The 24201-nt window shown below is 66.8% G+C and carries 15 protein-coding genes; 10 read left to right on the top strand and 5 right to left on the bottom strand.

Features of this window, described 5'->3' with window-relative positions:
* Nucleotides 1-17 precede the first annotated feature (17 nt).
* Nucleotides 18-728 (bottom strand): transcriptional repressor LexA, encoded by a 711-nt coding sequence (gene lexA, locus AC3ANM_RS04960; RefSeq protein WP_488287035.1) that lies wholly within the window; start codon nucleotides 726-728, stop codon nucleotides 18-20.
* A gap of 220 nt (nucleotides 729-948) precedes the next feature.
* On the opposite strand from lexA, the gene AC3ANM_RS04955 reads away from it, so the two are divergent.
* Together AC3ANM_RS04955 and AC3ANM_RS04950 are read left to right on the top strand one after the other, a co-directional pair.
* Complete coding sequence (locus AC3ANM_RS04955; RefSeq protein ID WP_488287034.1) at nucleotides 949-1329, top strand: LysM peptidoglycan-binding domain-containing protein; 381 nt, start codon at nucleotides 949-951, stop codon at nucleotides 1327-1329.
* Between the two features lie 126 nt (nucleotides 1330-1455).
* Entirely contained in the window at nucleotides 1456-1818 is a 363-nt protein-coding gene (locus tag AC3ANM_RS04950) for an iron chaperone (RefSeq protein WP_488287033.1), read from the top strand.
* A 128-nt stretch (nucleotides 1819-1946) separates the two neighbouring features.
* Here the strand turns inward: AC3ANM_RS04950 and AC3ANM_RS04945 are convergent, their stop codons facing one another.
* Together AC3ANM_RS04945 and AC3ANM_RS04940 are read right to left on the bottom strand one after the other, a co-directional pair.
* The gene (locus AC3ANM_RS04945; RefSeq protein WP_488287032.1) at nucleotides 1947-2408 is read right to left on the bottom strand and encodes a hypothetical protein; all 462 of its coding nucleotides are present in this window, start codon (nucleotides 2406-2408) and stop codon (nucleotides 1947-1949) included.
* 422 nt (nucleotides 2409-2830) lie between these two features.
* Entirely contained in the window at nucleotides 2831-3421 is a 591-nt protein-coding gene (locus AC3ANM_RS04940; protein ID WP_488287031.1) for a DUF6318 family protein, read from the bottom strand.
* Between the two features lie 1018 nt (nucleotides 3422-4439).
* Between AC3ANM_RS04940 and nrdR the strand changes: the two genes are divergently transcribed.
* From nrdR to AC3ANM_RS04925, 3 genes are all read left to right on the top strand, one after another.
* Nucleotides 4440-4934, top strand: a complete 495-nt coding sequence (gene nrdR, locus AC3ANM_RS04935) for a transcriptional regulator NrdR (protein ID WP_488287030.1) — start codon at nucleotides 4440-4442, stop codon at nucleotides 4932-4934.
* A 74-nt stretch (nucleotides 4935-5008) separates the two neighbouring features.
* The gene (locus AC3ANM_RS04930; protein WP_488287029.1) at nucleotides 5009-7948 is read left to right on the top strand and encodes a vitamin B12-dependent ribonucleotide reductase; all 2940 of its coding nucleotides are present in this window, start codon (nucleotides 5009-5011) and stop codon (nucleotides 7946-7948) included.
* Between the two features lie 231 nt (nucleotides 7949-8179).
* A complete protein-coding gene (locus tag AC3ANM_RS04925; protein ID WP_488287028.1) occupies nucleotides 8180-10258 on the top strand; it encodes a DUF262 domain-containing protein in 2079 nt (692 codons plus the stop codon).
* Between the two features lie 58 nt (nucleotides 10259-10316).
* Here AC3ANM_RS04925 and AC3ANM_RS04920 read toward each other — a convergent pair whose 3' ends face one another.
* Nucleotides 10317-11051, bottom strand: a complete 735-nt coding sequence (locus AC3ANM_RS04920) for a hypothetical protein (protein WP_488287027.1) — start codon at nucleotides 11049-11051, stop codon at nucleotides 10317-10319.
* A gap of 54 nt (nucleotides 11052-11105) precedes the next feature.
* The gene (locus AC3ANM_RS04915; protein WP_488287026.1) at nucleotides 11106-12209 is read right to left on the bottom strand and encodes a DNA cytosine methyltransferase; all 1104 of its coding nucleotides are present in this window, start codon (nucleotides 12207-12209) and stop codon (nucleotides 11106-11108) included.
* A 68-nt stretch (nucleotides 12210-12277) separates the two neighbouring features.
* Between AC3ANM_RS04915 and AC3ANM_RS04910 the strand changes: the two genes are divergently transcribed.
* From AC3ANM_RS04910 to drmB, 5 genes are all read left to right on the top strand, one after another.
* Nucleotides 12278-12736, top strand: coding sequence for a very short patch repair endonuclease (locus tag AC3ANM_RS04910; RefSeq protein ID WP_488287025.1), 459 nt, complete (start codon nucleotides 12278-12280; stop codon nucleotides 12734-12736).
* Between the two features lie 171 nt (nucleotides 12737-12907).
* A complete protein-coding gene (locus AC3ANM_RS04905; RefSeq protein ID WP_488287024.1) occupies nucleotides 12908-17533 on the top strand; it encodes a DEAD/DEAH box helicase in 4626 nt (1541 codons plus the stop codon).
* Nucleotides 17530-19251 (top strand): UvrD-helicase domain-containing protein, encoded by a 1722-nt coding sequence (locus tag AC3ANM_RS04900; RefSeq protein WP_488287023.1) that lies wholly within the window; start codon nucleotides 17530-17532, stop codon nucleotides 19249-19251. Before AC3ANM_RS04905 ends, AC3ANM_RS04900 begins: the two co-directional genes overlap by 4 nt.
* 5 nt (nucleotides 19252-19256) lie before the next feature.
* Nucleotides 19257-22421 carry a helicase-related protein gene (locus tag AC3ANM_RS04895; protein ID WP_488287022.1) on the top strand — a complete coding sequence of 1055 codons (3165 nt, stop codon included), beginning with the start codon at nucleotides 19257-19259 and terminating at the stop codon, nucleotides 22419-22421.
* A complete protein-coding gene (drmB, locus tag AC3ANM_RS04890) occupies nucleotides 22411-24114 on the top strand; it encodes a DrmB family protein (RefSeq protein WP_488287021.1) in 1704 nt (567 codons plus the stop codon). Before AC3ANM_RS04895 ends, drmB begins: the two co-directional genes overlap by 11 nt.
* The last annotated feature ends 87 nt before the right edge of the window (nucleotides 24115-24201 follow it).

Below are 24201 nucleotides of genomic sequence, written 5' to 3'. Positions count from 1 at the left end.
GGTTGACCCCTCGGAGGTCAGACCCGGCGCAGGACCGCGGTGACCTTGCCCAGGATGGTGGCCTCGTCGCCGTCGATCGGCTGGTAGGCCTCGTTGTGCGGCATCAGCCAGACGTGGCCGTCCTTGCGCTTGAACGTCTTGACCGTGGCCTCGTTGTCGAGCATGGCTGCGACGATGTCGCCGTTCTCGGCGTTGGGCTGCTGGCGCACGACGACCCAGTCGCCGTCGCAGATCGCGACGTCGACCATCGAGTCACCGACGACCTTGAGCAGGAAGAGCTGGCCCTCGCCGACGATCTGCTTGGGCATCGGGAAGACGTCCTCGACGACCTGCTCGGCCAGGATCGGCCCACCGGCGGCGATGCGGCCGACGACCGGGACGTAGGACGCGGCGGGGTGCGCATCGCCGCTGCCGGTGGCGTCGACGGTGCCCTCGCGCTGGTCGCCGGCGCGGTAGCCCTTGTCCTCGGCGCCGGTGTCAGGGGAGACGACCTCGATGGCGCGGGGGCGGTTGGGGTCGCGGCGCAGGTAGCCCTTGCGCTCGAGCATGGACAGCTGGTGCGCGACGCTGCTGGGGCTGGCCAGCCCGACGGCCTCGCCGATCTCGCGCAGGCTGGGTGGGTAGCCGCGACGGTCCACGGAGTTGCGGATGATCTCGAGGACGCGCCGTTGCCGCGCGGTCAGGGTGTCGCCCTTGTCGCGGTCGGGCATCTCGTGGATCTCGGCCATCTCATCCCCTTGTCCGGCACCTGTGGGTGGTCTGTCAGAGGTCGGTGTTTTGCTCCCTGACATGAACGAAGCGTAGTGGGGTCGAACACAAATTTCAAACGTTTGTTCGACCAATCACTTCCCATTCGTCCGATGCTCGTGCTACAAATCCGTACAGACGTTCTATCGAACACAGTTCCACGTTCAGCCGACCGACCCGCTTGATGTCATGGAGGACACGATGAGCGCAGCAGTTGCCTGGGACCTGGCCCCCACTTCGACCCGTCCCCAGCTCCGCCTGGTGCCTACGGGTGACCAGGTGGACTGCCGCCCCGCGCCGCGGCTCCGCCTCACCCGTCGCGGCCGCCTGTCGATCACCATGACCGTGCTCGGCGTGCTGAGCTGGGTGGCGTTCCTGCTCGCCCCCGGCCCGTCCGTGCCCACGGTGACGATCGACCACGCCGTGACCGTCTCGGCCGGGCAGACCCTGTCCGAGGTGGCGGCCACCCAGCTGCCCAAGCTCCCGATCCGCGAGGGCATCGTGCAGATCCAGCTGGCCAACAACCTGAGCACGAGCGACGTCCACGCCGGCCAGAGCCTGCTCATCCCGCGGGTCGGCTAAGGCCGGCGGTTTCTCGGGGCCTCGCGCCACGGCGTGAGGCCCCTTCTCATGCCGGTGCCTCTGCATTGCCCGGTATGCCGGGTGCGTGTGGTGGCTCCGGCGCCGGTCTGGCCAGATGATGGCGTGGTGGCAGATCCGAGGGCGAATGTCGATGAGTACATCGCGGGCTTCCCCGTGGAGGTCCAGGCCGTCCTCGAGGCTATCCGCGGTGCGATTCATGACGCCGTGCCGAACGCAGGGGAGCGGATCAGCTACCAGATCCCGACCATCACGCTCCGTGGGAAGTCCCTGGTGTACTTCGCGGGGTGGAAGAACCACGTGAGCATCTATCCGGTGCCCGAAGGTGACGCGGAGTTCCGCGAGGAGATCGTCCCCTTCCGCGCGTCGAAGGGAACGCTGCATTTCCCGCTCGGCAGTCCCGTTCCCTATGAGCTCATCGGGCGGATGGCGGCTCACCTGGCCCGCGAGAGGTCGGACGTCCCGAGCTGACGGCCCACTCGTGGTCGACGCTGTGGGTCCCTGCCCGTGGCGGTCCCGCCGACTGCGCTCGGCTGGGGGTGGTCTCCCACCCTCCTGGGCGTGCCGGTCGACGGCTCAGTTCTCGCCGGTCGAAGGCGTCAGTTGCTGTAGAGGCGGTTGTGGGCCGTCCGGACGCGTAGGGCTTGGGGCGGGCCGGTCACGCTGGCGGTGGCGGGGATCCGTATCCACTGGCCGCCGTCGATGCTGAACTCGCCGCCGTAGGTGATGGTGATCTGGGTGGTGACGGTGCCGGGCTTGTCGTAGGTGTGCCGGATGTCGCCGTCGGGGTAGGTGCCGCCGGGGGAGTCTGTCGGGCCGAGGTGGGTGCCGTCGCCGAAGGCGTAGGTGTAGCCGGCGGCGAGGGGCCGGATGCGGACGGTGTGGCCGAGCATCTGGGTGGGGTCTGGAGTGTCGATCTCGCCGGGTTGGTAGCCGGCGCTTGGCCAGCGAACCTCGAAGTAGGTGGGGAGGGTGACCAGCGTCTGGTTGCCCTCGGGCTGGATGTGCACCTGCGGCTTGGCGAAAGGCGTGCGCCTGAACGCGCTGATGATCTGTGCCATGCCAAGTACAGGCTTCCCGGGCACGATTGAGGGGTCACAACTGGTGCCCAACCACTCCCATGGCCCTTTGGGCTTGCCCATTCCGTCCACCTCTCGGCGGAAGATCCGAATCAAGGGTCCTAGGCCCTGCTGCTTGGTGTTCCCCGCGCAGGCGTCGACCGCGGCCTTGCACGATGGTTCTGCCACCGTGCCTGGGGCGTTGTCGGCACATGCAATCACGCTCGAGTAGGCGTAGTTCTTGGGCAGGACACTGCTGGCTCCATCCCTTGAAGTGCGCGACTGTGCCTTGATGCGGTCGGTGATCCTTACGGTTAGGCCATCTGCCCTCCCACTCCCGTTGACGTCAGCCACTGCCCAGCCGGCCGGTATCAGCCCAATGATTGCCGCGCAAAGAATCGCGGAGCCAACGCGAGCGCGGGCTCTCACTCCATCCCCTTGATCGTGGCGATCGACCAGGCCCCATCACGCCAAGCCAGGTTGACCTCGAAGCGCACGTTCTTCTTGGCGTCCGTGCTGACTACTCTCCCGCTGCTATCCACTACGTTGCGGCGCTCCTGAATCCCCTCGTAAAGCACGGACTGCTGTCCAGCGGGCCCTTTGCCGAGTGCTCCAACAAGCTTTGTGGTGACCGGGTTGCCGTCATACCGTCGATCCTTCGCCTTCAGGTCGACGGCCGTCTGCTCGAAAGAGGCGCAGCTCTTAGAACTGGGTTGGCAGAGAGGGGGTAAGAGTCCAGTCTGTGGTGTGGCCCACGACTTGTTGACCTGAGCGAAGTAGTACGTGACGAAGGCTTCGGCGCCGGCGGGGGTGTGGGCTCGGGCGGCGGCGGGGATGTTGGGGTCGATCGCTGGTGTGGACGAGGTGGGGGAGCTGGTCGAGGGCGCCGGGTCAGCTGTCGGTGACGGCGCCGATGCGCTGCCCGAAGCCTCCGGTGTCGCCTGGCCTCCGCAGGCGGTGGTCAGCGCCAGCGCCGAGATCGCGATAGCCCAGCGCCAGGTCGATTGAGTCCCCACGTGTCCTCCCCGGTCCCCACGGTCGGATCGTTCGGCGCGGGCCCCCACTGGCGGAACCCCCACCGCTCCCGAGCCCAGCATGCCCGAATCGGCGCATTTCGCCTCCGGTGGATCCACAGCCCGGCGTGCGCGTGGCGCTCAGTCACGACGGCAGGACGCGCTACGGACAGGCTGCACACGGCGGGCCGACCCCTCAGCCCGCTAAGACGAGCGCCGGAGCTGGGCCAGGCCAAGAGGGCACGATCGTCCTGTGCACGCTCGACCGACCTCGCGGCACTTCGGGCGCCATGAGTCGCCGAAACCCCGCGACGACGGTCCACCGTGCATGCACTGGCGAGGGCCCAGGTCCAGGACGAGGGCCCAGGGCCGGGAGACGCGGCGACCGCGGCGGGGGCCGGCCGTACTTGAGCTCTGCCGAACAACGGTGCGCTCTGCCAAGGTTCAAACCTCGGCAGAGCGCACCGAATCTCGGCAGAGCGGGGAAGCAAGGGGGAGTGGCGGCGCGCACCCAGCGACACCCCACCCCGAGACCCCACAGGCGCCCGCCGGACCCCCAGATGTGGGGGTCCACAGGGCGTCCGCACCGGCCATCCGGGGGTCCGAAGCCCTGTGACCGGGGCCACAGAACCGCGACACGCCGACCCTTGACACGCCCGATTTGTCCCCGCCATGGCCTCTGACCTGCGGCAACGAAATGATCACATCGACATCGGCCGATTCGGTGACGAGCTGGGCCGCAGAGGGCATATGATCCCTACATCTAGTAGTTACACCCCTGTAAGACGTCCACATGTAGTCCCCAGGCGACTGGGGCTTTCCCACAGTTCATCCACGGGAAATCCCCAAGTCCATCCACAGGGCGACGCAGCAGGACGCCAGGACGGGACCGGGTGCAACCACCGGATCACGACGCAAGAGGCACCTGCCGCGAGCCCCAGGCACACGGCATACCGAGCAGGACCGCAGCACCACCGCACCACGCACCGCAGGCACCACGAACGAAGGGGGAGGAGCCCACATGCACTGCCCCTTCTGCCGCCACACCGACTCGCGGGTCATCGACAGCCGGACGGCTGACGACGGCACCGCCATCCGCCGCCGCCGGCAGTGCCCGGAGTGCGGCAAGCGGTTCACGACCGTCGAGTCGGCGAGCCTGAACGTCGTCAAGCGCTCCGGCGCGAGCGAGCCGTTCAGCCGCCACAAGGTGCTCGTCGGCGTCCGCAAGGCCTGCCAGGGCCGCCCGGTCTCCGAGGACGACCTGGCCCTGCTGGCCCAGCAGGTGGAGGAGTCCATCCGCGCGGCCGGCAGCGCCGAGATCGACGCCCACGAGGTGGGGCTGGCGATCCTCGGGCCGCTGCGCGAGCTGGACGAGGTGGCCTACCTGCGCTTCGCCAGCGTCTACCAGGCCTTCGACAGCCTCGAGGACTTCGAGGCGGCCATCACCTTGCTCCGCGCCGAGCGCGAAGCCACGGGTGCCGAGCCGGACAGCTCCGGTATCGCGCCCCGCACGTAAGCAGCACGGCCCACCACCTGTCGGTGGTCGGGTGAAGACTGAAATCCATCGATGGGGTCACGGGAGGACACCAGATGACTGAGACCACGGGCGCACGAGCAGCCGCGCGCAAGGGCACGAAGAAGGGCGTGAAGATCGAGCGGATCTTCACGACCGCTGGTGTCCACCCCTACGACGAGGTGACCTGGGAGCACCGCGACGTCGTCCAGCAGAACTGGAAGACCGGCGAGACGATCTTCGAGCAGCGCGGCGTGGAGTTCCCCGACTTCTGGTCGGTCAACGCCTCCACGATCGTCACGACGAAGTACTTCCGCGGCGCCGTCGGCACCGACAAGCGCGAGAAGAGCCTCAAGCAGCTCATCGACCGCGTCGTGCTGACCTACGTCAAGGCCGGCAAGGACCACGGCTACTTCGCGACCCCCGAGGACGCCGAGCTGTTCGAGCACGAGCTGACCTGGGCGCTGCTGCACCAGGTGTTCAGCTTCAACTCCCCGGTGTGGTTCAACGTGGGCACGTCCAGCCCGCAGCAGGTCAGCGCCTGCTTCATCCTCGCCGTCGACGACTCGATGGAGTCGATCCTCAACTGGTACAAGGAGGAGGGCTTCATCTTCAAGGGCGGCTCCGGTGCCGGCCTGAACCTCTCCCGCATCCGCTCCTCCAAGGAGCTGCTGTCCTCTGGCGGCACCGCCTCCGGCCCGGTCTCCTTCATGCGTGGTGCCGACGCCTCCGCCGGGACGATCAAGTCCGGTGGCGCGACCCGTCGTGCGGCCAAGATGGTCGTGCTCGACGTGGACCACCCCGACATCGAGGAATTCGTCGAGACCAAGGCGCGCGAGGAGGACAAGATCCGCGCGCTGCGCGACGCCGGCTTCGACATGGACCTGGGCGGCAAGGACATCGTGTCCGTGCAGTACCAGAACGCCAACAACTCGGTGCGCGTCAACGACGAGTTCATGCGTGCGGTCGAGGAGGGCACCGAGTTCGGCCTGCGTGCCCGTGACGACGGCCGGGTCATCGACACCGTCGACGCCCGCGAGCTGTTCGCCAAGATCGCCAAGGCCGCGTGGGAGTGCGCCGACCCGGGCATCCAGTACGACGACACGATCAACGACTGGCACACCAACCCCGAGACCGGCCGGATCACCGCGTCCAACCCGTGCTCGGAGTACATGTCGCTGGACAACTCCTCGTGCAACCTGGCCTCGCTGAACCTGCTGAAGTTCCTGCGCGAGGACGACACGTTCGACGCCGAGACCTTCCAGAAGGTCGCCGAGCTGGTCATCACCGCGATGGACATCTCGATCTGCTTCGCGGACTTCCCGACCGAGCCGATCGGTGAGACCACGCGCAACTACCGCCAGCTGGGCATCGGCTACGCCAACCTCGGCGCGCTGCTCATGGCCACCGGCCACGGCTACGACTCCGAGGGCGGGCGTTCGCTCGCGGCGGCGATCACCTCGCTGCTGACCGGTGCGGCCTACAAGCGCTCCGCCGAGATCGCGGCAGTGGTTGGCCCGTATGCCGGGTACGCCCGCAACGCGGACGCGCACAAGCGCGTCATGCGCAAGCACCAGGCGGCCAACGACCAGATCCGCACCCTCGACACGATGGACGGCGACATCCACCGCCTCGCGACGAAGGCGTGGGACGAGGTCGTCAAACTCGGTGAGAAGAACGGCTACCGCAACGCCCAGGCGTCGGTGCTGGCCCCCACCGGGACCATCGGCTTCATGATGGACTGCGACACGACCGGCATCGAGCCGGACTTCTCGCTGGTCAAGTTCAAGAAGCTCGTCGGTGGCGGCTCGATGCAGATCGTCAACCTGACGATCCCGCGCGCGCTGAAGAAGCTGGGCTACACCCAGGAGACCATCGAGGCGATCGTCGAGTACATCGCCGACAAGGGTCACGTCATCGACGCCCCGGGGCTGAAGACCGAGCACTACGAGGTCTTCGACACCGCCATGGGCGCGCGGGCCATCCAGCCGATGGGCCACGTGCGGATGATGGCGGCCACCCAGCCGTTCCTGTCCGGTGCCATCTCCAAGACGGTCAACCTGCCCGAGACCGCCACGGTCGAGGAGATCCAGGACGTCTACCTGCAGGGCTGGAAGATGGGCCTGAAGGCGCTCGCCGTCTACCGCGACAACTGCAAGGTCGGCCAGCCGCTGTCCGACGGTGGCTCCACGGCCAAGGCCGCTGCGGCCGACAAGGCCTCGGCTGCTGCCGGCGAGGTCAAGGTCGAGAAGGTCATCGAGTACCGCCCGGTGCGCAAGCGCCTGCCGAAGCGTCGCCCGAGCCAGACGATCTCGTTCTCCGTCGGTGGCGCCGAGGGTTACCTGACCGCCGGGTCCTACCCCGACGACGGCCTCGGTGAGCTGTTCCTGAAGTTCGGCAAGCAGGGCTCGACCCTGGCCGGCGTCATGGACGCGTTCTCCATCGCCGTCTCGATCGGCCTGCAGTACGGCGTGCCGCTGGAGACCTTCGTGGAGAAGTTCACCAACCTGCGCTTCGAGCCCGCCGGCCTGACCGACGACCCCGACGTGCGGATGGCGCAGTCGATCATGGACTACGTGTTCCGTCGCCTGGCGCTGGACTACATGGACTTCGAGACCCGTTCGTTCATGGGCATCCACACCGCTGAGGAGCGGGCGCGTCAGCTCGAGACCGGCTCGTATGCCGCGCCGGTCGAGGACGAGTCCGAGGAGGAGGTCGAGGGCGAGCTCGAGACCTTCGCCCAGTCGGCTCCGGTGAGCAAGCCCAAGGCGATCGAGTCGGCCGGCACGGGTGCGGCGGGCTCCGGCGCGAAGGCTGACGCCTCGGACGTGAAGTTCGGTGCCGGCGCGGCCTCGGCCCGTGAGGTCAAGGGTGTCGGCTCCTCGGCCGAGCTCCTGGAGAAGTTCCAGGGCGTGGCCGCCGACGCACCGATCTGCATGACCTGCGGCACGAAGATGCGCCCCGCCGGGTCCTGCTACGTCTGCGAGGGCTGCGGCTCTACCAGCGGCTGCAGCTGAGCCTCAGCGCTAGCACACCTGAGGGGCCCGGGCGAGTATTCGTCCGGGCCCCGCCTCGTTGGGAACTGTCGAGTGCCCTGAAGGGCGTGTGCGTGTGCACCGACACCGCTGGCCGGGTAGCGTGCCGTACCGCGTGGTGCGAGACGGGATCGCGGGGTTGCGCCGGGCTTTCGGGCGCCAACATGGGGCTTTGTTAAGAGACCTTTTCACCCTTCCGGAAGGGGACCTGGCATGGACTTGAAGGCAGACAAGAAGACGCTGAAAGGCCTGCTTTCGGTCGACGAGCAGCAGTTCAGGATCCCGCCGTACCAGCGCCCATACTCGTGGACCTTTGAGCAGGTTGATGATCTCTGGGAGGACCTCAAGGAGCACGTCGCTACGGGACACTTCCTCGGCTCCATTGTGATGAGCACCGAGGACGAGGACCGTCCGATGGTCATCGACGGACAACAGAGACTCACTACGCTCATGCTGCTCATGTCCGCAGTCCGCGATGAATGCCGAGAGCGAGGGATGACGCAGCAAGTCCAGCGGATCGATCGTCGGCTCACAGCCGACGACCTGGCGGACGGGGATGCCTATTTCAAGTTCAAGACGGGCTCCGCAAATTGGCCCGTCTTCCGCGACTTTGTGATGCGCACGCCCACTGATGCCATGCGGAAGTCTCTTGACGACGCAGTGTCGCTCGACAAGGACACCCGTGCGCGGAATCGACCTCTTCTGAGCAACTTCGCGCGGCTGCGGGGGCATGTGGCGGCACACCTCGCGGGATTATCGGAAGAGCAACAGGTCTCCTGGCTTCAGCTGTTCGACAAGCATTTGGTCGAGCGGGTGGAGCTCGTCGTGATCGAGGTGCGTGACCTTGCAGACGCTTTCCTGCTGTTCGAGACCCTTAACGATCGAGGCCTCCAGCTGTCGGCCGCCGATCTCCTGAAGAGCCATCTGCTGGGCCAGATTGCGAAGTCGGCAAGCGACGAGGACGTTGACGAGGCAGCGGGGCTGTGGGACGAGATGCTCGAGGACCTCGGGGCACACGTGGACGTCACCAGGTTCCTACGCCACTACCTGCTAGGCACGCTGCAGCAGGTCAAGAAGGACGAGGTCTTCGGACACTTCAAGGCCCTTGTCAATAGGCGTGGAGCGCAGTGGGTACTGTCCGACCTCCGAAAGGCGGCGATCTCATACGGCGAGTTCGAGAACCCGAGCTTGGTCACTCATGAACGTGCCCGTCGGGTGCTGGCAGATCTGCAGACCCTGAAAGCGACCGTTTGCTACGTCGCCCTCCTTCCGGCGAGACGACTCCTTTCTGAGGCGGACTTCGTCGAGTTCGCCTCGCTTGCGGAGGTCCTCACATATCGCTACAGCAGCGTCGTTGGGCTTGGAACCAATGACGTCGAGCGGAAGTATCGGGACGCCGCGCACCTGTTGAACCAGAGCAATGGTGCGAAGCTGGACGAAGCCCGCGCCGTGCTCGTGGCTGCCATGCCGGACAGTGAGCAGTTCAAGGTCGCCTTCGCCCGGCTTTCCATGGGAACGCAGTACCTGCTGCGCTACACGCTCCGAAAGATCGAGGAGTCGCTAACTTACAACAAGGAGCAGCAGCTCAAAGCAGCGAGCCTCGTGCACATCGAGCACATCATGCCTCAGAAGCTCTCTCATGAGTGGCTCGGGCAACTCGGTGACGAGGCGCTAAAGCACCAGGATTACGTGAATCGCTGGGGGAATCTGACGCTGCTCTTCTCTGGGCTCAACATCCCGGCGAGCAACAAGCTGTTCAGCGATAAGAAGTCGTATTACGCCGATTCTCAGGTCGCGCTCACCAAGCGACTGGTTGATTGGGACGAATGGGGCCCCGAGCAGATCGATGAGCGCCAGGCATGGCTCGCCGAGGTGGCCGACGCGATCTGGGCTCGACCGGATGCGAGCGACGGTCAGGTGCAGAACGCGCGAACGGATACCGTGCTCGCGGCAAGGGAGCGATTCCGGCAGGAGCTCGGCACTCTCTGGCCCGCGGTTGAGCCACACTGCGTTGAGACGACCTCGGAGGAGATCAAGCAGCTGTCTGAGCTTCTGCCCGGACACCTTGATGGGCATGCCACGAACCACGTCCTGGCATCGGAGCTGGCGAAACGAATCGAGGCACTCCTCGGGGACTGGGAGCTTCTCGACGCTGGGGAGCGGTCAGTGCTCCGTGGGGCGGCGTCATATTTCCTCGAGGTTGAGGACGCGGCGCCGGACACGTCGGTCGACGGCCTGGCTGACGACGAGGCTGTTGTCTCCGCCGCGGAAGTTGCCTTGTCTGCTCGCTGATCGCCACCGGGGACCCCGAACTATTGGGAAGGGGGGCTCTCCAAGCAGGCCCAACCCTTCATGCCGACACTTCAGAGTGACCTGTATCGACCCAGCGTTGCCATGACGCCGGTGCTCCGCTGAGGGTCTCCTCGAGGGACAGCGTCGCCTCCCTCCTCGCATTGATCCACGACCAGTCGAGGGCAGCAGGGCGGCCGTCGAGTGCCATGAGGCGCAGCACCGCGCGGTAGTTCGGAAACGCCAAGCCCGAGTCAGGGTCGAGGTTCCGAGAGGTTGCGAACTCTGAGATGACTGCAAGGCCGATGAAGTCCACCGCTCCCTTTTGACGAACCACCCCTGCTCGGTCCGTCCAGGGCGTGGCGCGGAAAATGAGGAGAGGCGGGGCAGCAAGTCGGTGCCTGCGAGAGGAGCTCGAATGGAGGGCCCATGCCTGTTCAAGGGCGGCGTTGCCCGGCGTGGAGCCGAGTGGACCGATCGTGTCGGACTTGTGGTCGCCGAAATAGACCACCCTGCTCTCACCCAGCTCGAAAGAGTCGTGCCACGGCGTTGACGTGGTCCCGGCCTTCCAGGGGCTCGAGCGGATCAAGATGGCGGGTCGCCGACGTTCGCCTCCTCTTCCGACAATCGCCGTCCGATTGATCCCGCTTTCCAGCATGGGCGCCGGCGATCCAGGCCGAGAACCTCGTGTTGCGTGATGGAAGTTCTTCAGACCATCCAACTCAGGCTCATGCGGCTTGGCCGGCTTGGGGTACCGAAGGGTTTCGTTCAGGTAGAGGCAGTCGACGCGTGGCACGTGCAGAGCTTGCCAGCTCCTGCTGCGTCACGAAGGCCCATCGGACGGATGTTGCTATTTGAGGCCCGCGAGGAGTGCCTCGCCGATCGCCCGGCCAAGGGGGATAGGCACGGCGTTGCCGATCTGGCGGGCGATGGCGATCTTCGACCCCACCCAGCGGTAGTCGTCCGGGAAACCCTGGATCCGGGCCGCCTCATGGTGCGTGAGGGCGCGGTGCTCGGTCGGGTGAAGGTAGCGGCCCTTTTCGGGCTTGAAGAACTCGGTCCTGATGGTCACCGACGGTCGATCCCAGCGCAGCCTGCCCATGACGTCCGCTGAGCCCGAGCGGTGAGCTCTCCAGCAGGGCGACAACAAGTGTTCTGGAATATCGAATCGATTGCCGCCAGCAGGTATGTGGCCGAAGCGCTTGAGCGACTTGGGCTCATACCTGCGGTGAAGATGCAGCTCGTCGGTCGTGAACGTGCCAGGCAGGACCTTCCCGCCGAATGTGGTGCGCCGGTTCGGCAGAGATATGTCATTGATGCGTTCCGGGAGACCCGCAAGCACCTCCTTCAACGGCACCCAGGAATCACGGGAATGCGTCGGTTGAGGGAAGCCGGGGAAGGGAATGTCCCGGTGGTGTCCGATCACGACCGCGCGCTTGCGGGTCTGTGCGGCGCCGAAGTCGGCGGCGTTGAGCACAATAGGCTCGAGCTTGTACTCGCTCAGCGAGCCGGTAGGGCTGGCGTCTTCGGCGAAGTCGGCGAATTGACTGGACTCGAGGAACGTCGCGACGTTTTCGACCACGAAGAACTTCGGTCTGGCTCGACGGATCGTGTGAGCGTAGTGACGCCACATGTCGTTTCGCTCGTCCTCAGCATCCTGCTTGCCGAGTGTCGAGAATCCTTGGCAAGGGGGGCCACCTACGACAACGTCGGCCTGTGGCACGTCCTCATGTGCCAACCAATCCTGAATTGGACCTTGATAGACGACGCTGCCATGGTTCGCCTCGTAGGTTGCAGCGGCAGCGATGTCCATCTCGACCGCCCGAACTGTCCGGAAGCGACGACTCGCCTCGTGGAACCCCTGGGTCAGGCCTCCACCCCCTGCGAACAGGTCGAGGACGCGGACCTCGTCTGCGGTCGCTGTCGAGGTCTGCTGAGTTATCCCTGCCGCCACCGTGCAAACTGTAGCCGGCGGCCCCGACGGACCTGTCGGCGACTCGCCGCCAGCACGCTGGAGGGTGCATGAGCGAGCGACCGCCCCCGTCATCGCCGGGCGTCACAATGCGCATGTCCCGTCAGCGGCGGCGGGACACCGCCCCGGAGCTGGCTCTGCGACAGGCCCTTCACGCGCGGGGTAGGCGCTTCCGCGTCGACTACGCCCTCCCAGGGCTCCCTCGCTGTCGGGCCGATCTGGCCTTCACTCGTGCCAAGGTGGCCGTCTTCGTGGATGGCTGCTTCTGGCATTCCTGCCCTGAGCACTCGACGCGCCCTGCCAGCAATGCCGAATGGTGGGCGGCCAAGTTGGACCGCAATCGTGAACGCGACGTTCAGACAACGGAGCACCTAGAGCACCTCGGCTGGACGGTCGTCCGCATCTGGGAGCATGTGCCGGCGCCGGTGGCGGCCGACCTCGTGGAAGATGCGCTACGCCGCAACCGCGGCGACCACCCGAGCGCCGATCCTCGGCGCGCCAAGCCATAGGGGGCGGCCGTCTGCGAGGGCTTGCCGGCCGGCGCCGAGGATCGTCACAATCCGGACAGAGTGGGCGATTCGAGCCCACGGAACGCGGCAACTGTGCAACGCTCCGGTCGACAGTGGCTTGGGATGAGGATGGTTGGCTTGAGTTCAGGGTGGCGCGGGCTCGATGGCGAGTTGGCACAGGCTGTTGAGGAGCAGACTCGGACGGCGCTGGAGACCTACAGGAACGAGCCGAGGCGGATCAAGCAGGACGCAAACATCGAGCGTTCGATCGCCGAGGGCGCCTATGCATCCCGGCAGCTTTTCGAGCTGGTCCAGAATGCGGCTGACGCAGTCAGGGGGGACACCGCCCGGGGGCGATGCGAGGTCCTGCTCACACGCGACACCCTCTACGTCGCGAACACGGGCGAGTCGTTCACGATCGACGGAGTCATCGCGCTGATGGGCACGCATGACTCAGTCAAGCGCGACGACAAGATCGGGCGCTTCGGGCTGGGTTTCAAGTCCCTGCTCGCGGTAACGGACAGCCCTCAGGTCCTCAGCCGCACCGGGTCCTTCACCTTTGACAGGAAGACGTCCGAGCAGACCTTGCGGGCGCTCGTTCCGGGCCTGGACCACTACCCGGTGATGCGACTCGCGACCGCGGTCGACCCGACCGACGTGAGCCGCAACGACCCGATCCTCACCACCTTCATGAAATGGGCGACGACCGTCATCGTGGCCCCTCTCAAGAGCAACCGCGACGTCCTGGCGAGGGGGCTGGTCAGCTTTCCTGCCGAATTCTTGCTCTTCTCCCAGCAGGTCGAGCAGGTGGGGCTGGAGGACCGAGTGTCAGGTGTGGCGCGGGCGATCACGCTGTCGCGTGATGAGTCCGGCTCGATGGTGCTCAATGACGCCGGACGGCGTTCGGAATGGGTGGTGCGCTCCCAGCGGCACCACCCCAGCAAGGGTGCACTGCAGGACGGTGGCTACGCCGCGGCTCGTGAAAGCGTGGAGCTTTCCTGGGCTGCTCCTCTTGACGGGGTACCCAAGGGCATCGGACGTTTCTGGGCCTACTTCCCCACGACTTCGATGACGACGTTGTCCGGCATCGTGAACGCTCCTTGGAAGCTGGCCGACGATCGGGAGTCGCTCCTGCCGGGCGAGTTCAACGAGGAGCTCCTCACCAAGGTCCTTCCGAGTCTCGTCGGAGACGCTCTCGCCAGCATCTACCGCCCCGACAAACCCACCGGGGTCCTCGATGTGCTGCCGGCCCGTGGCAAGGAAGCTCGCAACATCGCGGACGACATCCTCAACGATCCGGTGATGCGGGCCGTGAGTCAACGCCACTGCATCCCCACACTCGGCGGGACGCTACGACGCCCCACGCGCGTCAAACTTCACCCCGCGGATGTGACAGCTGACGAGCTCGCGCTCTGGGCGTCGGCCTGTCCTGACCCCGACGGCTGGGCCAGCCATGCCGTGGTGGGCAACGAATACCGTTCCAAAGTGCAGCGCCTCATGGCCTACCACCAGCGCGGAGAGGTCACCCTGCGTCAGTGGGTCGAGCACTTGGTCAAGGAGGCGACGCCGGAGGGGTCTGCTGTTGCCGTTCGGCTGGTTGCCGGACTGCTCGGTCGCCTGACGGATGCGCAGCAGGTGGCCGAGCTGAAGCGGGCCCGGGTTCTGCTCCTGGAGGATGGTTCCGTCGATGCATGTCGCCGCGGTCAGGTCTTCCTGCCGGGGCCGACGCCGGTTCCTGGACGACTTGTCATCGACCCGGTCGTGGCGGCGAGCCCCCCAGTGGTGTCTGCCCTCAAGTCGTTGGGGATCGAGATCTTCGACAACGCAGGTGAGCTCCGGAGCGAGCTCGCCCGCGCGTCGAGGGAGTGGGACAAGGTGTGGGTGTCCGCCCGCAAGAACACCACGGATGCCTCCGAGGCCATCTTCCGCGACGTTCTCGGCGAGGGGCTGCTGAGCAGTCTGCGAGTGAGGACATATTCAGGCAAGTGGAAATCCCCTGGCGAGGTATTCCTCGCCGGGGAGATCATCCCTGCGGACGGTTCCCGGGACGCCGACTTCCTTGTCGATCCGCGCTTTCACGTTCAGGACATCGAGCTTCTGCGCCGCCTCGGGCTGGTGTCGGCCCCACGCAGCCTGACGACTCCGCCGATGGAGGTATGGCGCGAGACCCGGCTCGCCGCCGTCCGCGACGGGTACCGGAAGCAGACGGGGCAGCCGCGGCTCGCCGACTCCGCGATCGACATCGACCAAGGGCGGGTCCTCTGGCCCCTGGACCCGCTGCCGCGACTGACTCCGGCAGGGCAGGCTGCGCTCACCGAGGTCGTGCTGCATCAACTCTCGGGCGACGAGCGGTGGCGGATCACCAGGACCGGGGGCGCCTCCTCGCAGAAGTCGGTGCTGGACCAGACCTGGCAACACATCCGTGAGCACGGTCGGCTTCAGACGCAGATCGGCATTCAGCCGGTGTCGCGGTGCCTGCGGTGGAACGAGTCCGAGGTGCAGATCGACGGCGTGCAGCAGCCGCTGCCGTTCGTGCGCCCGACCGTGACAGACCTCCAGGCCGAGGCGCTCCGGCTCAAGAGTGACGCGAGCGAGATTCGGCCCGAGGACTGGGCCGCCATCCTCGAGGAAGCCATGGGATGGGTGGACGACCGCCGATTCCTGCTCTATGCCTGGGCTGCCTTTGTGGGCCAGCCGGCGCCCGGTCGCATCCGCGTGAGGAGGGGGCCTGGATTCGTCGAGGTTCCGCCCGCTGAGGCCGCTGTGACGTGGCGAAGGGACGTGTTCGAGTCCCTGGTCACGGCCCAGGTCCCTGCCGTGCTCGCGCTGTCCGAAGGCGACTTCGAGGTGCTGCGCGACAGCTGGCGGATGGCCGACGGCGAGGACATGCTCACGGAGACCGTCGACTACGAGCTGGCGGGCGAGGCCTACGCGCTCGTGGACCACTTCCCACCGCTGCGTCTGTTGCTCGAACCGGATCAGCACGACGTCCTCGTCCAACCCTGCAAGCGCCTCGAGGTCCTCACCGCGACTCCGAACGGTCAGCAGTCCCGGCCGCTTGCGCAGTACCTCGACGATCGGACGATCTTCGTCACCGCCTGGGACGAACGCGAAGTGTTGGCCCAGGTGGCGCGAGCTCTCGAAGTGACTTTGAAGCCGGACGTCGTTCTCCGTCGGATGGAGGAGCAGCGACGCAACCAGCTACGCCAGGACATCGCCGAGGCGTCCGACGTGCTCGACAAGCTGCTGCTTGCCGTCGGCGTCGAGAACCTCAGGGCGTCGGTGCCTGCCGCCGCCCTCGACGGCCTCCGGCACGACACGGAGCGAGACCTCGAGGACAAAGAGATCGCCCAGCTCGCACTCGCGGTCGACGGGTACGGGGTGCTCCAGATCCATGCGTCCAGCCTCTTAAGGAAGGGCCTGAACCCGCCTTCCATCTGGGCCGGAAGGCGCAGGGCGCGTGAGTGGGTGAGGGAGCTCGGCTTCCCCATCGAGTTCGCCGGATTCTCGGGGATGGCGCGTGAGGCGGAGATCGAGGTAGAGGGCCCACCCATTCTCGGCGACCTTCATGAGTATCAGCGCAGCATCGCCGACCGGGTCCGAGCGCTTCTCGAACCCAACAGCGAGATGCGACGTGGGTTGCTCTCTCTGCCCACCGGGGCAGGGAAAACGCGTGTGGCGGTCCAGGCCCTCGTCGAGCACATGTGCCACTGCGAGTCGGACGTGCGGATCCTGTGGCTGGCCGAGACCGACGAGCTCTGCGAGCAGGCCACCCAGACCTGGTCCCAGGTATGGCGGGCCAAGGGCAGGGCGGGCACGCCGATGACACTCAGCAGGCTGTGGGCCGGCAACGAGCCCAACGAGCGGGACGGCCATCAGGTGGTCGTCGCCTCGTTGGCCAAGCTCGATGCCGTGGTCAAGCGCAACGACGGCGCCTGGCAGGAGGCATACGGCTGGCTCGTCGACCCGACGATCATCGTCGTCGACGAGGCGCACCGATCCATCGGCCAGCAGTACACGAGGACTTTGAGTGCCATGGGCGGCACGAAGCGCGTGGCCGAGATGACCACACCGCTCCTGGGCCTCACGGCGACGCCGTTCCGCGGATTCAACGCCACGGAGACGGAGCAGCTCGCCAACCGTTACCACCGGAACCTCCTTGACGCCGGCGTCTTCCCCGGCGACGACGTCTACGGCTATCTCCAGCGACACGGGGTGCTCGCCCGCATCAGGCACCGAGAGCTCATGGGCGCGGATCTCGAGCTGACCGATGAGGAGCTCGCTCACGCGACGAAGATGCGCCGTCTTCCGGAGTCGGTCGAGAACCGGCTCGGCAAGAACGACAAGCGGAACAACGAGATCGTGCGATCTGTGCTCGAGCTGCCGGACGACGAGACGGCTCTGTTGTTTGCCACGTCGGTTGAGAACGCCAAGGTGCTCGCCGCCCTGCTCACCTTCAACGGCGTCGAGGCAAGAGCTGTCGCCGGCACAACCGACCCACACGCGCGCCGTCGTTACGTCGAGGACTTCAAGGCCAAGCGGGTGAGGGTGTTGACGAACTACAACGTCTTCACCGAGGGCTTCGACGTGCCCAAGGTCGACGCCGTGTTCATCACCCGACCCACCTTCAGCCCCAACGTCTACCAGCAGATGATCGGGCGTGGCCTGCGCGGTCCCCTCAACGGGGGAAAGGAAGAAGTGCTCATCGTCAATGTCGCGGACAACCTCACGAACTTCGGCGAGGAGTTCGCCTTCCGGCACTTCGAGCATCTGTGGGGCCGAGGAGGCGATCGATGACGGACAGCACGGTGCTCGACCCGGAGCAGGAGCGTGCCGCCTCGGCTGGTCCGGACGCACGCCAGATCGTCATCGCCGGTCCGGGTGCGGGCAAGTCCGAGGTAGTCGGTCAGCGTTGCCGCCGGTTGATCGAGGACGACGTCTACCCGGAGGAGATCCTGGTGATCTCGTTCTCCAACGTGGCGGTCGAGGTCGTGCGCGCACGCACGAAGGACGTGGTCGACGAGGGCCGAGTAGTGGACTGCGCCACGATCGACTCCCTGGCGGCCCGTGTCCGGGGCGAGCTCGACGACGGCGAGGTGCGCTTCGCGGGGTATGACGAATCGATAGTGCGCGCCACGAAGCTTCTCGAGGATGCCGAAGAGCCTGTCTTTCCTGACGTACGACACGTCATCGTCGACGAGGTCCAGGACGTCGTGGGCGTCCGCGCGAAGTTCGTCCTGGCGCTGCTCGACCGCGCCTTCGAGGACGAACTCGGCTTCACGCTCTTGGGCGACCCCATGCAGAGCCTGTACGACTTCCAGCTCGAGGTGGACGAGAACCTCACCTCGGAGGCTTTCCTCGACACGGTTCGGGAGCGTTTCGGGGCCGACACCGTGGTGCTTCAGGGGGAGTACAGGTCGAGGACGCGCGAGGCGCGCGCGGTCGCGCTCGCTCGCAACGAGTTGGAAGGTCTTGCAGCCTCCGACCAGCTGCTTCGCTTACGCGACCTGGGCGCTGATCTCCCCCCTCTCGGCGAGCTGGACGAGGACGCGGCCGACGACATCGCGCGCTGGAAGGGCACCACCGCCCTCCTGTGCGACACCAACGCGCGCGCGGGTCTCGTGGCGGCACACTTCTCGGCTCTCGGGCTCCCCGTAGAGCTCGCTGCGGCGGCCGCGGACCCGACGCTGGCCCCATGGATCGCCTCGTTGTTGGCCGATTGGGACTCCGGCAGCATCGCGTTCGACGAGTTCATGGACCAGGCGGCGTCTTCTGGTCTGTCCGACGCAGAGGCTATGTGGCGAACCCTCACAAAGGTTGCGTCCTCGCGACGCGAGTTGGAGCTTCGCGACCTCGCCAAGGGGCTCCGCGCTCGGCGCTACCCACCGTCGTTGCTGCGCGAACCGCAGAGCAAGGTCATCGCATCGACCGTCCACCGCGCCAAGGGGCAGGAGTTCGACAATGTCGTCCTCGTCGACCCTGAGTCTTGGTTCATCGAGGACCGCGCGTCCGCCGCGGCTGCCCGTCGTCTCTTCGTCGCCATGTCACGCGCACGGTCGCGACTGACCCGAGGCCGCGGCATCTCGACGAAGTTCTGGAAGAAGGATCAGCGCGACGGCGTCTGGCTGCGAACATCCTTCCGAGGGCGTGGAGCGCTCGGCGTCATCCTCGAGCCCCAGTTCGCCAGACATCTCGGGCCGGCGCCGCACGACCTGTCTGCAGTCGCGCGCGCCGCCGTGACGTGGTCCAGGGCCGATGACATCATCACCGTCGACTCCGAGGAACTGCCCTCGTGGTTGGCCTCGGTCGACGGCTTCGAGGTCGCTCGGACTGGCGAGGCGTTCGGGCGGCTCGTGCGTCGTCTGTCGTACGGCAACCGCGTGCCCCGTCTCACCGGGGGTCGGGTCGAGGGCACGGAGACGCTCGTGGGCGACCCTGCCGCAGCGGGCCCCGGTCGTCATGGCCTCTGGGTCGGCGTTCGAGTAGGCGGTCCGGTTTCGTTCGAATGGGAGTGAGTGGGATGCGTGGTCTTGAGCAGGCATACGGCACGCGGGAGCTGGTGCTTCAGCGTCTGTCGGAGGACCTCCTCGGTGGGCCTGCTGACGCGAAGCTCACCGAGGCGCCCCTGTCGCGGTTCGTGATGGGTGTCCTGTACCCGGACGCCGATGGTGACGCACCGGCTCAGACGTCCATCGAGGAGGACGTCGAGAACGACGTCGAGGCCGAGACCGGTGGCGACGCTCCTGACAATCTCGTCGACCCCGGCGTGTCCTTGGCCCGCGTCCGATATCCCCGATCCATGGGTCTGACAGTCGCCCTCGAGCAGGCGCCTGACGCGGGTCTCGAGGTGCGGGTCTCCGCAACGCGGTACGAGTCCGTCGACGACACCGAATGGCGAGCGGTCGACATCCCGGACAGGCCGATCCACGTCTCCGTTCACCCGCCGCGCCTCGAGCGGCTCGACGTCGTGGACGGTCTGCAACTCGTCGTCCACAGCCGCGAGCCGCGGGGTGGCACCATCGCGGTCACGTTGACCCTGGTCAACACTCAGCTGGCCCCGCACGGCGAGAAGGACGGAGCCTCCTGGTTCCGCCCGCGCATCCTTGCTCGAGCCGTGAACGCTGCGCTGCGGGAGCGTCCTGCTCCCACGGTCGCAGGGGTGGACGAGCTGGAAATCCGGTCTCAGAAGCTGCTCTTCCGCGACGTCCGCTCGTTCGCCGTCGGTCACGGTTGCGCTGTGGAGTGGGAGGGAAGCGAACCGGAGGCGGTCGTCACCACCTATCTGCCGCGATACGAGCTGCTCCTGAGCGAGGCAGCTGGCGGCGACGGACTCGACCTGTCGATGGACGCGCTGGCCGCGGACGAATCGTTCGACGTGCTCGAACGGCTCATCGCCGATTACCGGACCTGGATCGACGGCCTGCCGGCCTCCGTGACCGATCCGCTGGACGACGAGGAGGAGGCAACCCTTCAACTGCACATGCGGGAGGCACGAGCTGCGTCCGATCGTATGGCAGCCGGACTGGAGCTGCTGCGGACGGACGAGCACGTCCGCAGGGCCTTCCAGCTGACGAACCTCGCCATGGCTCAGCAGCGCAGCCGGCAGGAACATCACCGCAGCGGCGGCATCGGTGACCCGCAGTCCACAGGTGCAGCGAGCTGGCGCCCCTTCCAGATCGCCTTCATCCTGACGAACCTGTCCGGGCTGGCTGACGCCGATCATCCCGACCGGGGTATCGCCGACCTGCTTTGGTTCCCGACCGGTGGCGGCAAGACCGAGGCCTACCTCGGGATCATCGGCATGGCGATCCTCCTGCGCCGCCTCCGCGACCCGAAGGCCGCAGGAGTCTCGGTGCTCATGCGTTACACGCTTCGGCTGCTCACCCTGCAGCAGTACCAGCGCGCCACGGGGCTCATCTGCGCCCTGGAGATCGAGCGCCAGGCCCACCTGCCGGGCACTGCGCCCATCTCGATCGGTTTGTGGGTTGGCCAGGCCTCCACCCCCAACGACGTCGACACGGCGCGTCGCGTGCTGCAGAAAGCCCGCCGACCGGGTGCTCGCGACGCTGACGAGGACGCCAGTGACCCGGTCCAGTTGAGGCGCTGCCCCTGGTGTGGCAGCTCGCTCGACCACACCAACTACGAGATCGTGGACCGAGCCTGGATGCGGGTGGCTTGCGGCAATAACACGTGCGCCTTCCGCAACGGCCTGCCGGTGCACATCATCGACAGCGACGTCTACTCCAACCGCCCCTCGCTCGTCATAGGCACCGTGGACAAGTTCGCCATGATGCCGTGGAAGCGTGAGGTCGGGGCTCTGCTCGGGGCTGGGGGAGCGGTGGCAGACCCGAACTTCGACTACCTGCCACCGGACCTCATCGTGCAGGACGAGCTGCACCTGATCAGCGGGCCTCTGGGCACGATGGTGGGGCTGTACGAGACGGCCGTCGACGGGATCGCGGGCCGCCGGGCACCCGCCAAGGTCGTGGCGTCGACGGCGACGATCCGCCGTGCGTCCGACCAGGTACGTGCGGTCTTCGCGAGAACCGCGCGGCAGTTCCCTCCACCCGGACTGACGCAGCGTGACTCGTTCTTCGCCGTCGAGGCTCCGCGTTCCGAGAAGGCCAGCCGTGAGTACGTCGGTGCCATGGCGCCCGGCGCCAGCCAGACCACGCTGATGGTGCGCGTGTACGCATCGCTCCTGCAGTCGGCCGCCATGGTTGCGCAGGAGGACCCCTCGGCGGACCTCTACTGGACCCTGCTCGGCTACTTCAACAGCCTCCGCATCCTGGGCGGCGCCTACATCCAGGTCATGGACGACGTGCCGGACCAGATGAAGGTCATTGCCGCTCGGCGTGGCGAGACGATGCGGAACCCGAAGGCGATCCGGGAGATGACCTCCCGCAAGCGGTCCTCTGAGATCCCGCACGAGCTCGAGATCCTCGAGAAGCCTCGCGGTGACGTCGAAGCGGCCGACGTCGTCCTGGCCACGAACATGATCTCGGTCGGCGTCGACGTCGACCGTCTCGGCCTCATGGTCGTCATGGGTCAGCCCCAGACGAGTTCCGAGTACATCCAGGCCACCTCACGGGTCGGACGCCGTATGCCGGGTCTGGTCGTCACCGTGTACAACTCGGGACGCAGCCGGGATCTCTCCCACTACGAGAACTTTGCGGCTTACCATCGGATGCTCTACCGCCACGTCGAGGCCACTGGCGCGACGCCCTTCGCCCCGCGGGCCAGGGACCGAGCGCTGCACGCGGTTCTGGTCGCCCTCGCCCGCCACACCATCGCCGGTGCCGGTTTGAGCGCGGCTGCTCGCGACGCGGGAGACTGGACCGACAAGCTCGACGAACTCGCCGACCTCATCGTGCAGCGAAGCATCGAAGCGCGTCCTTTGGGCGCCACGCCGGCCGAGGACGAGTCGCCGGAGACCATCCGTGACGAGCTCGCCGAGCTCATCGACCACTGGGCGGACGCGCATGTCTCTCACTACGAGGGATGGTTCGACAAGTGGCGCGGCGCCCTGCTTGTCGAGGCCTCCCGCGTTCTCGGGAAGGACGAGCCGGAGTTCGCGTTCCCTCCGGCCGAGCCGGCCTGGCCGACCCTCACCAGCATGAGAGACGTGGACGCCGAGTCCACCGTCTACCTGATCCGACGAAGGAGGAACCGGCGTGAGCGTTGAGATCGTCGCCAAGACACGACGGACGTCGCTCGTCACGACCTTCGGGGTCGGCTCGTTGCTGCCGGCGCAGGACGACAGTGTCATGATCTGCGGCCTCGACGAGTGGCCGAAGGGCGACGTGATCACCGAACCTCGGCTGGCCAGGAGCCTCGGGGTCGCTGAGTTCCGCAGCCCCCCGACCTGGCGCAAGGGCAAGGGTGACGTCCCCGCCGTGAGGTTCCCGGAGTGGGCCTTCTGCACCGAGTGCCGTCGGCTCGGCCCTTTCTGGGACATCACCGACCATGACACGAAGCGCTGCGGCCGCTGCAACGGGATGGTGTCGCCATCCCGCTTCGTGTCCTGCTGCATGAACGGACATATCGAGGACTTCCCCTACCGCGCCTGGGTGCACGAGGACGCTAGCGTGGGGCACGAGGGCCACAGCCTGAAGCTCGTGGCCAGGGGCCACACGTCCGCCCTGTCCGACCTTGTCGTGGAATGCTCGTGCGGGCAGAGTCGGAGCATGGCCGGGGCCTTCGACCTCGCCGCCCTCCGTGGCGTCAAGAGGTGCTCCGGCTCCCGGCCCTGGTTGAGCACATCCGAGGCCTCGTGCGACCAGGAGCTTCGCACACTCCAGCGCGGTTCCTCGAATGTGTGGTTCGCGGTTCAGCGCTCGGCGATCTCCATCCCGTCGGTGCCCAACATCGCCGACACGTTCATCGCCAAGCGGATGCCCGACGCCAACCCCGACGCGAGCGCCGAGGAGATCGCGCGCGGGCTCCGGCCACCGGAGGGCTGCACGTCGGACGACTTGGTGCGCGCCATCGTTCGCTGGCGCAACCCGGCCGCGACCGAGGCAGCCCCCAGCGATCGCGAACTGCGCGCCGAGGAGTACACCGCCCTGGTGCGTGGCAGGGGCGCGGTCGAGGCCTCCGACCAGTTCCTCTGTGAGCAGGTCGACCTCTTCGACAGCGGCGTGCCGGAGATCGTTGCCCAGGTGTCGCGAGTGAGTCGACTGCGCGAGGTCCGAGCGCTGACGGGCTTCACTCGGGTGGTCCCGTCGACCGGCGAGAACGACGTCGCGGTCGCGCCGCTGACCGACTCCGGGCACCCCATCTGGCTGCCGGCGATCGAGGTGCTGGGCGAGGGAGTGTTCCTCCGGCTGGACGAACGGCTCCTTGAGGCCTGGGCCACCGGGGGCTTCGCGTTGTCACGGTCGCGCCTGCTCATGGGATCGCAGGCCGGTGTAGGGGGGAACTCGCTGACGTCGGGGCTTGACGTGTCGCCGCGAGTGCTCGCCCTCCACTCGCTGGCGCATGTCCTCGTCGACGAGATGTCCTTGACCTCCGGGTACCCGGCGGCGTCGTTGCGCGAACGGGTGTACGACGAGCCGGGCCAGGCGGGAATTCTCATCTACACCGCGACGGCAGACAGCGCCGGCAGCCTGGGCGGACTTGCGGCACTGAGCGATAAGGACCGCTTCCTGACGACGCTCGCCAACGGCATTCGCCGGGCGCGATGGTGCACGGCCGACCCGGTGTGCATCGAGTCGGCCGGGTCGGGGGTGAACGGCATGAACCTCGCCGCCTGCCACGCCTGCCTCCTGCTCCCGGAGACGAGCTGTGAACGCTTCAACCTCACGCTCGACCGGGCCACGCTCATCGGGATGCCGGACAAACCCGCTGCTGGCTTGTTCGGAGCCCTCTTCCAGTAGGCCCCGACGCAATGGAGGGGGTTGAGGCGGAGGATCGCGATGACCGTGAACGGGGCAACGCGTGTCCCAGCCGGGGGCGCGTCGACC

It is taken from the genome of Oryzihumus sp. JJN4-3R (assembly GCF_057747915.1).
Note: the sequence above shows the minus strand (reverse complement) of the source record. Positions and strands in the feature narration are given on the sequence as shown.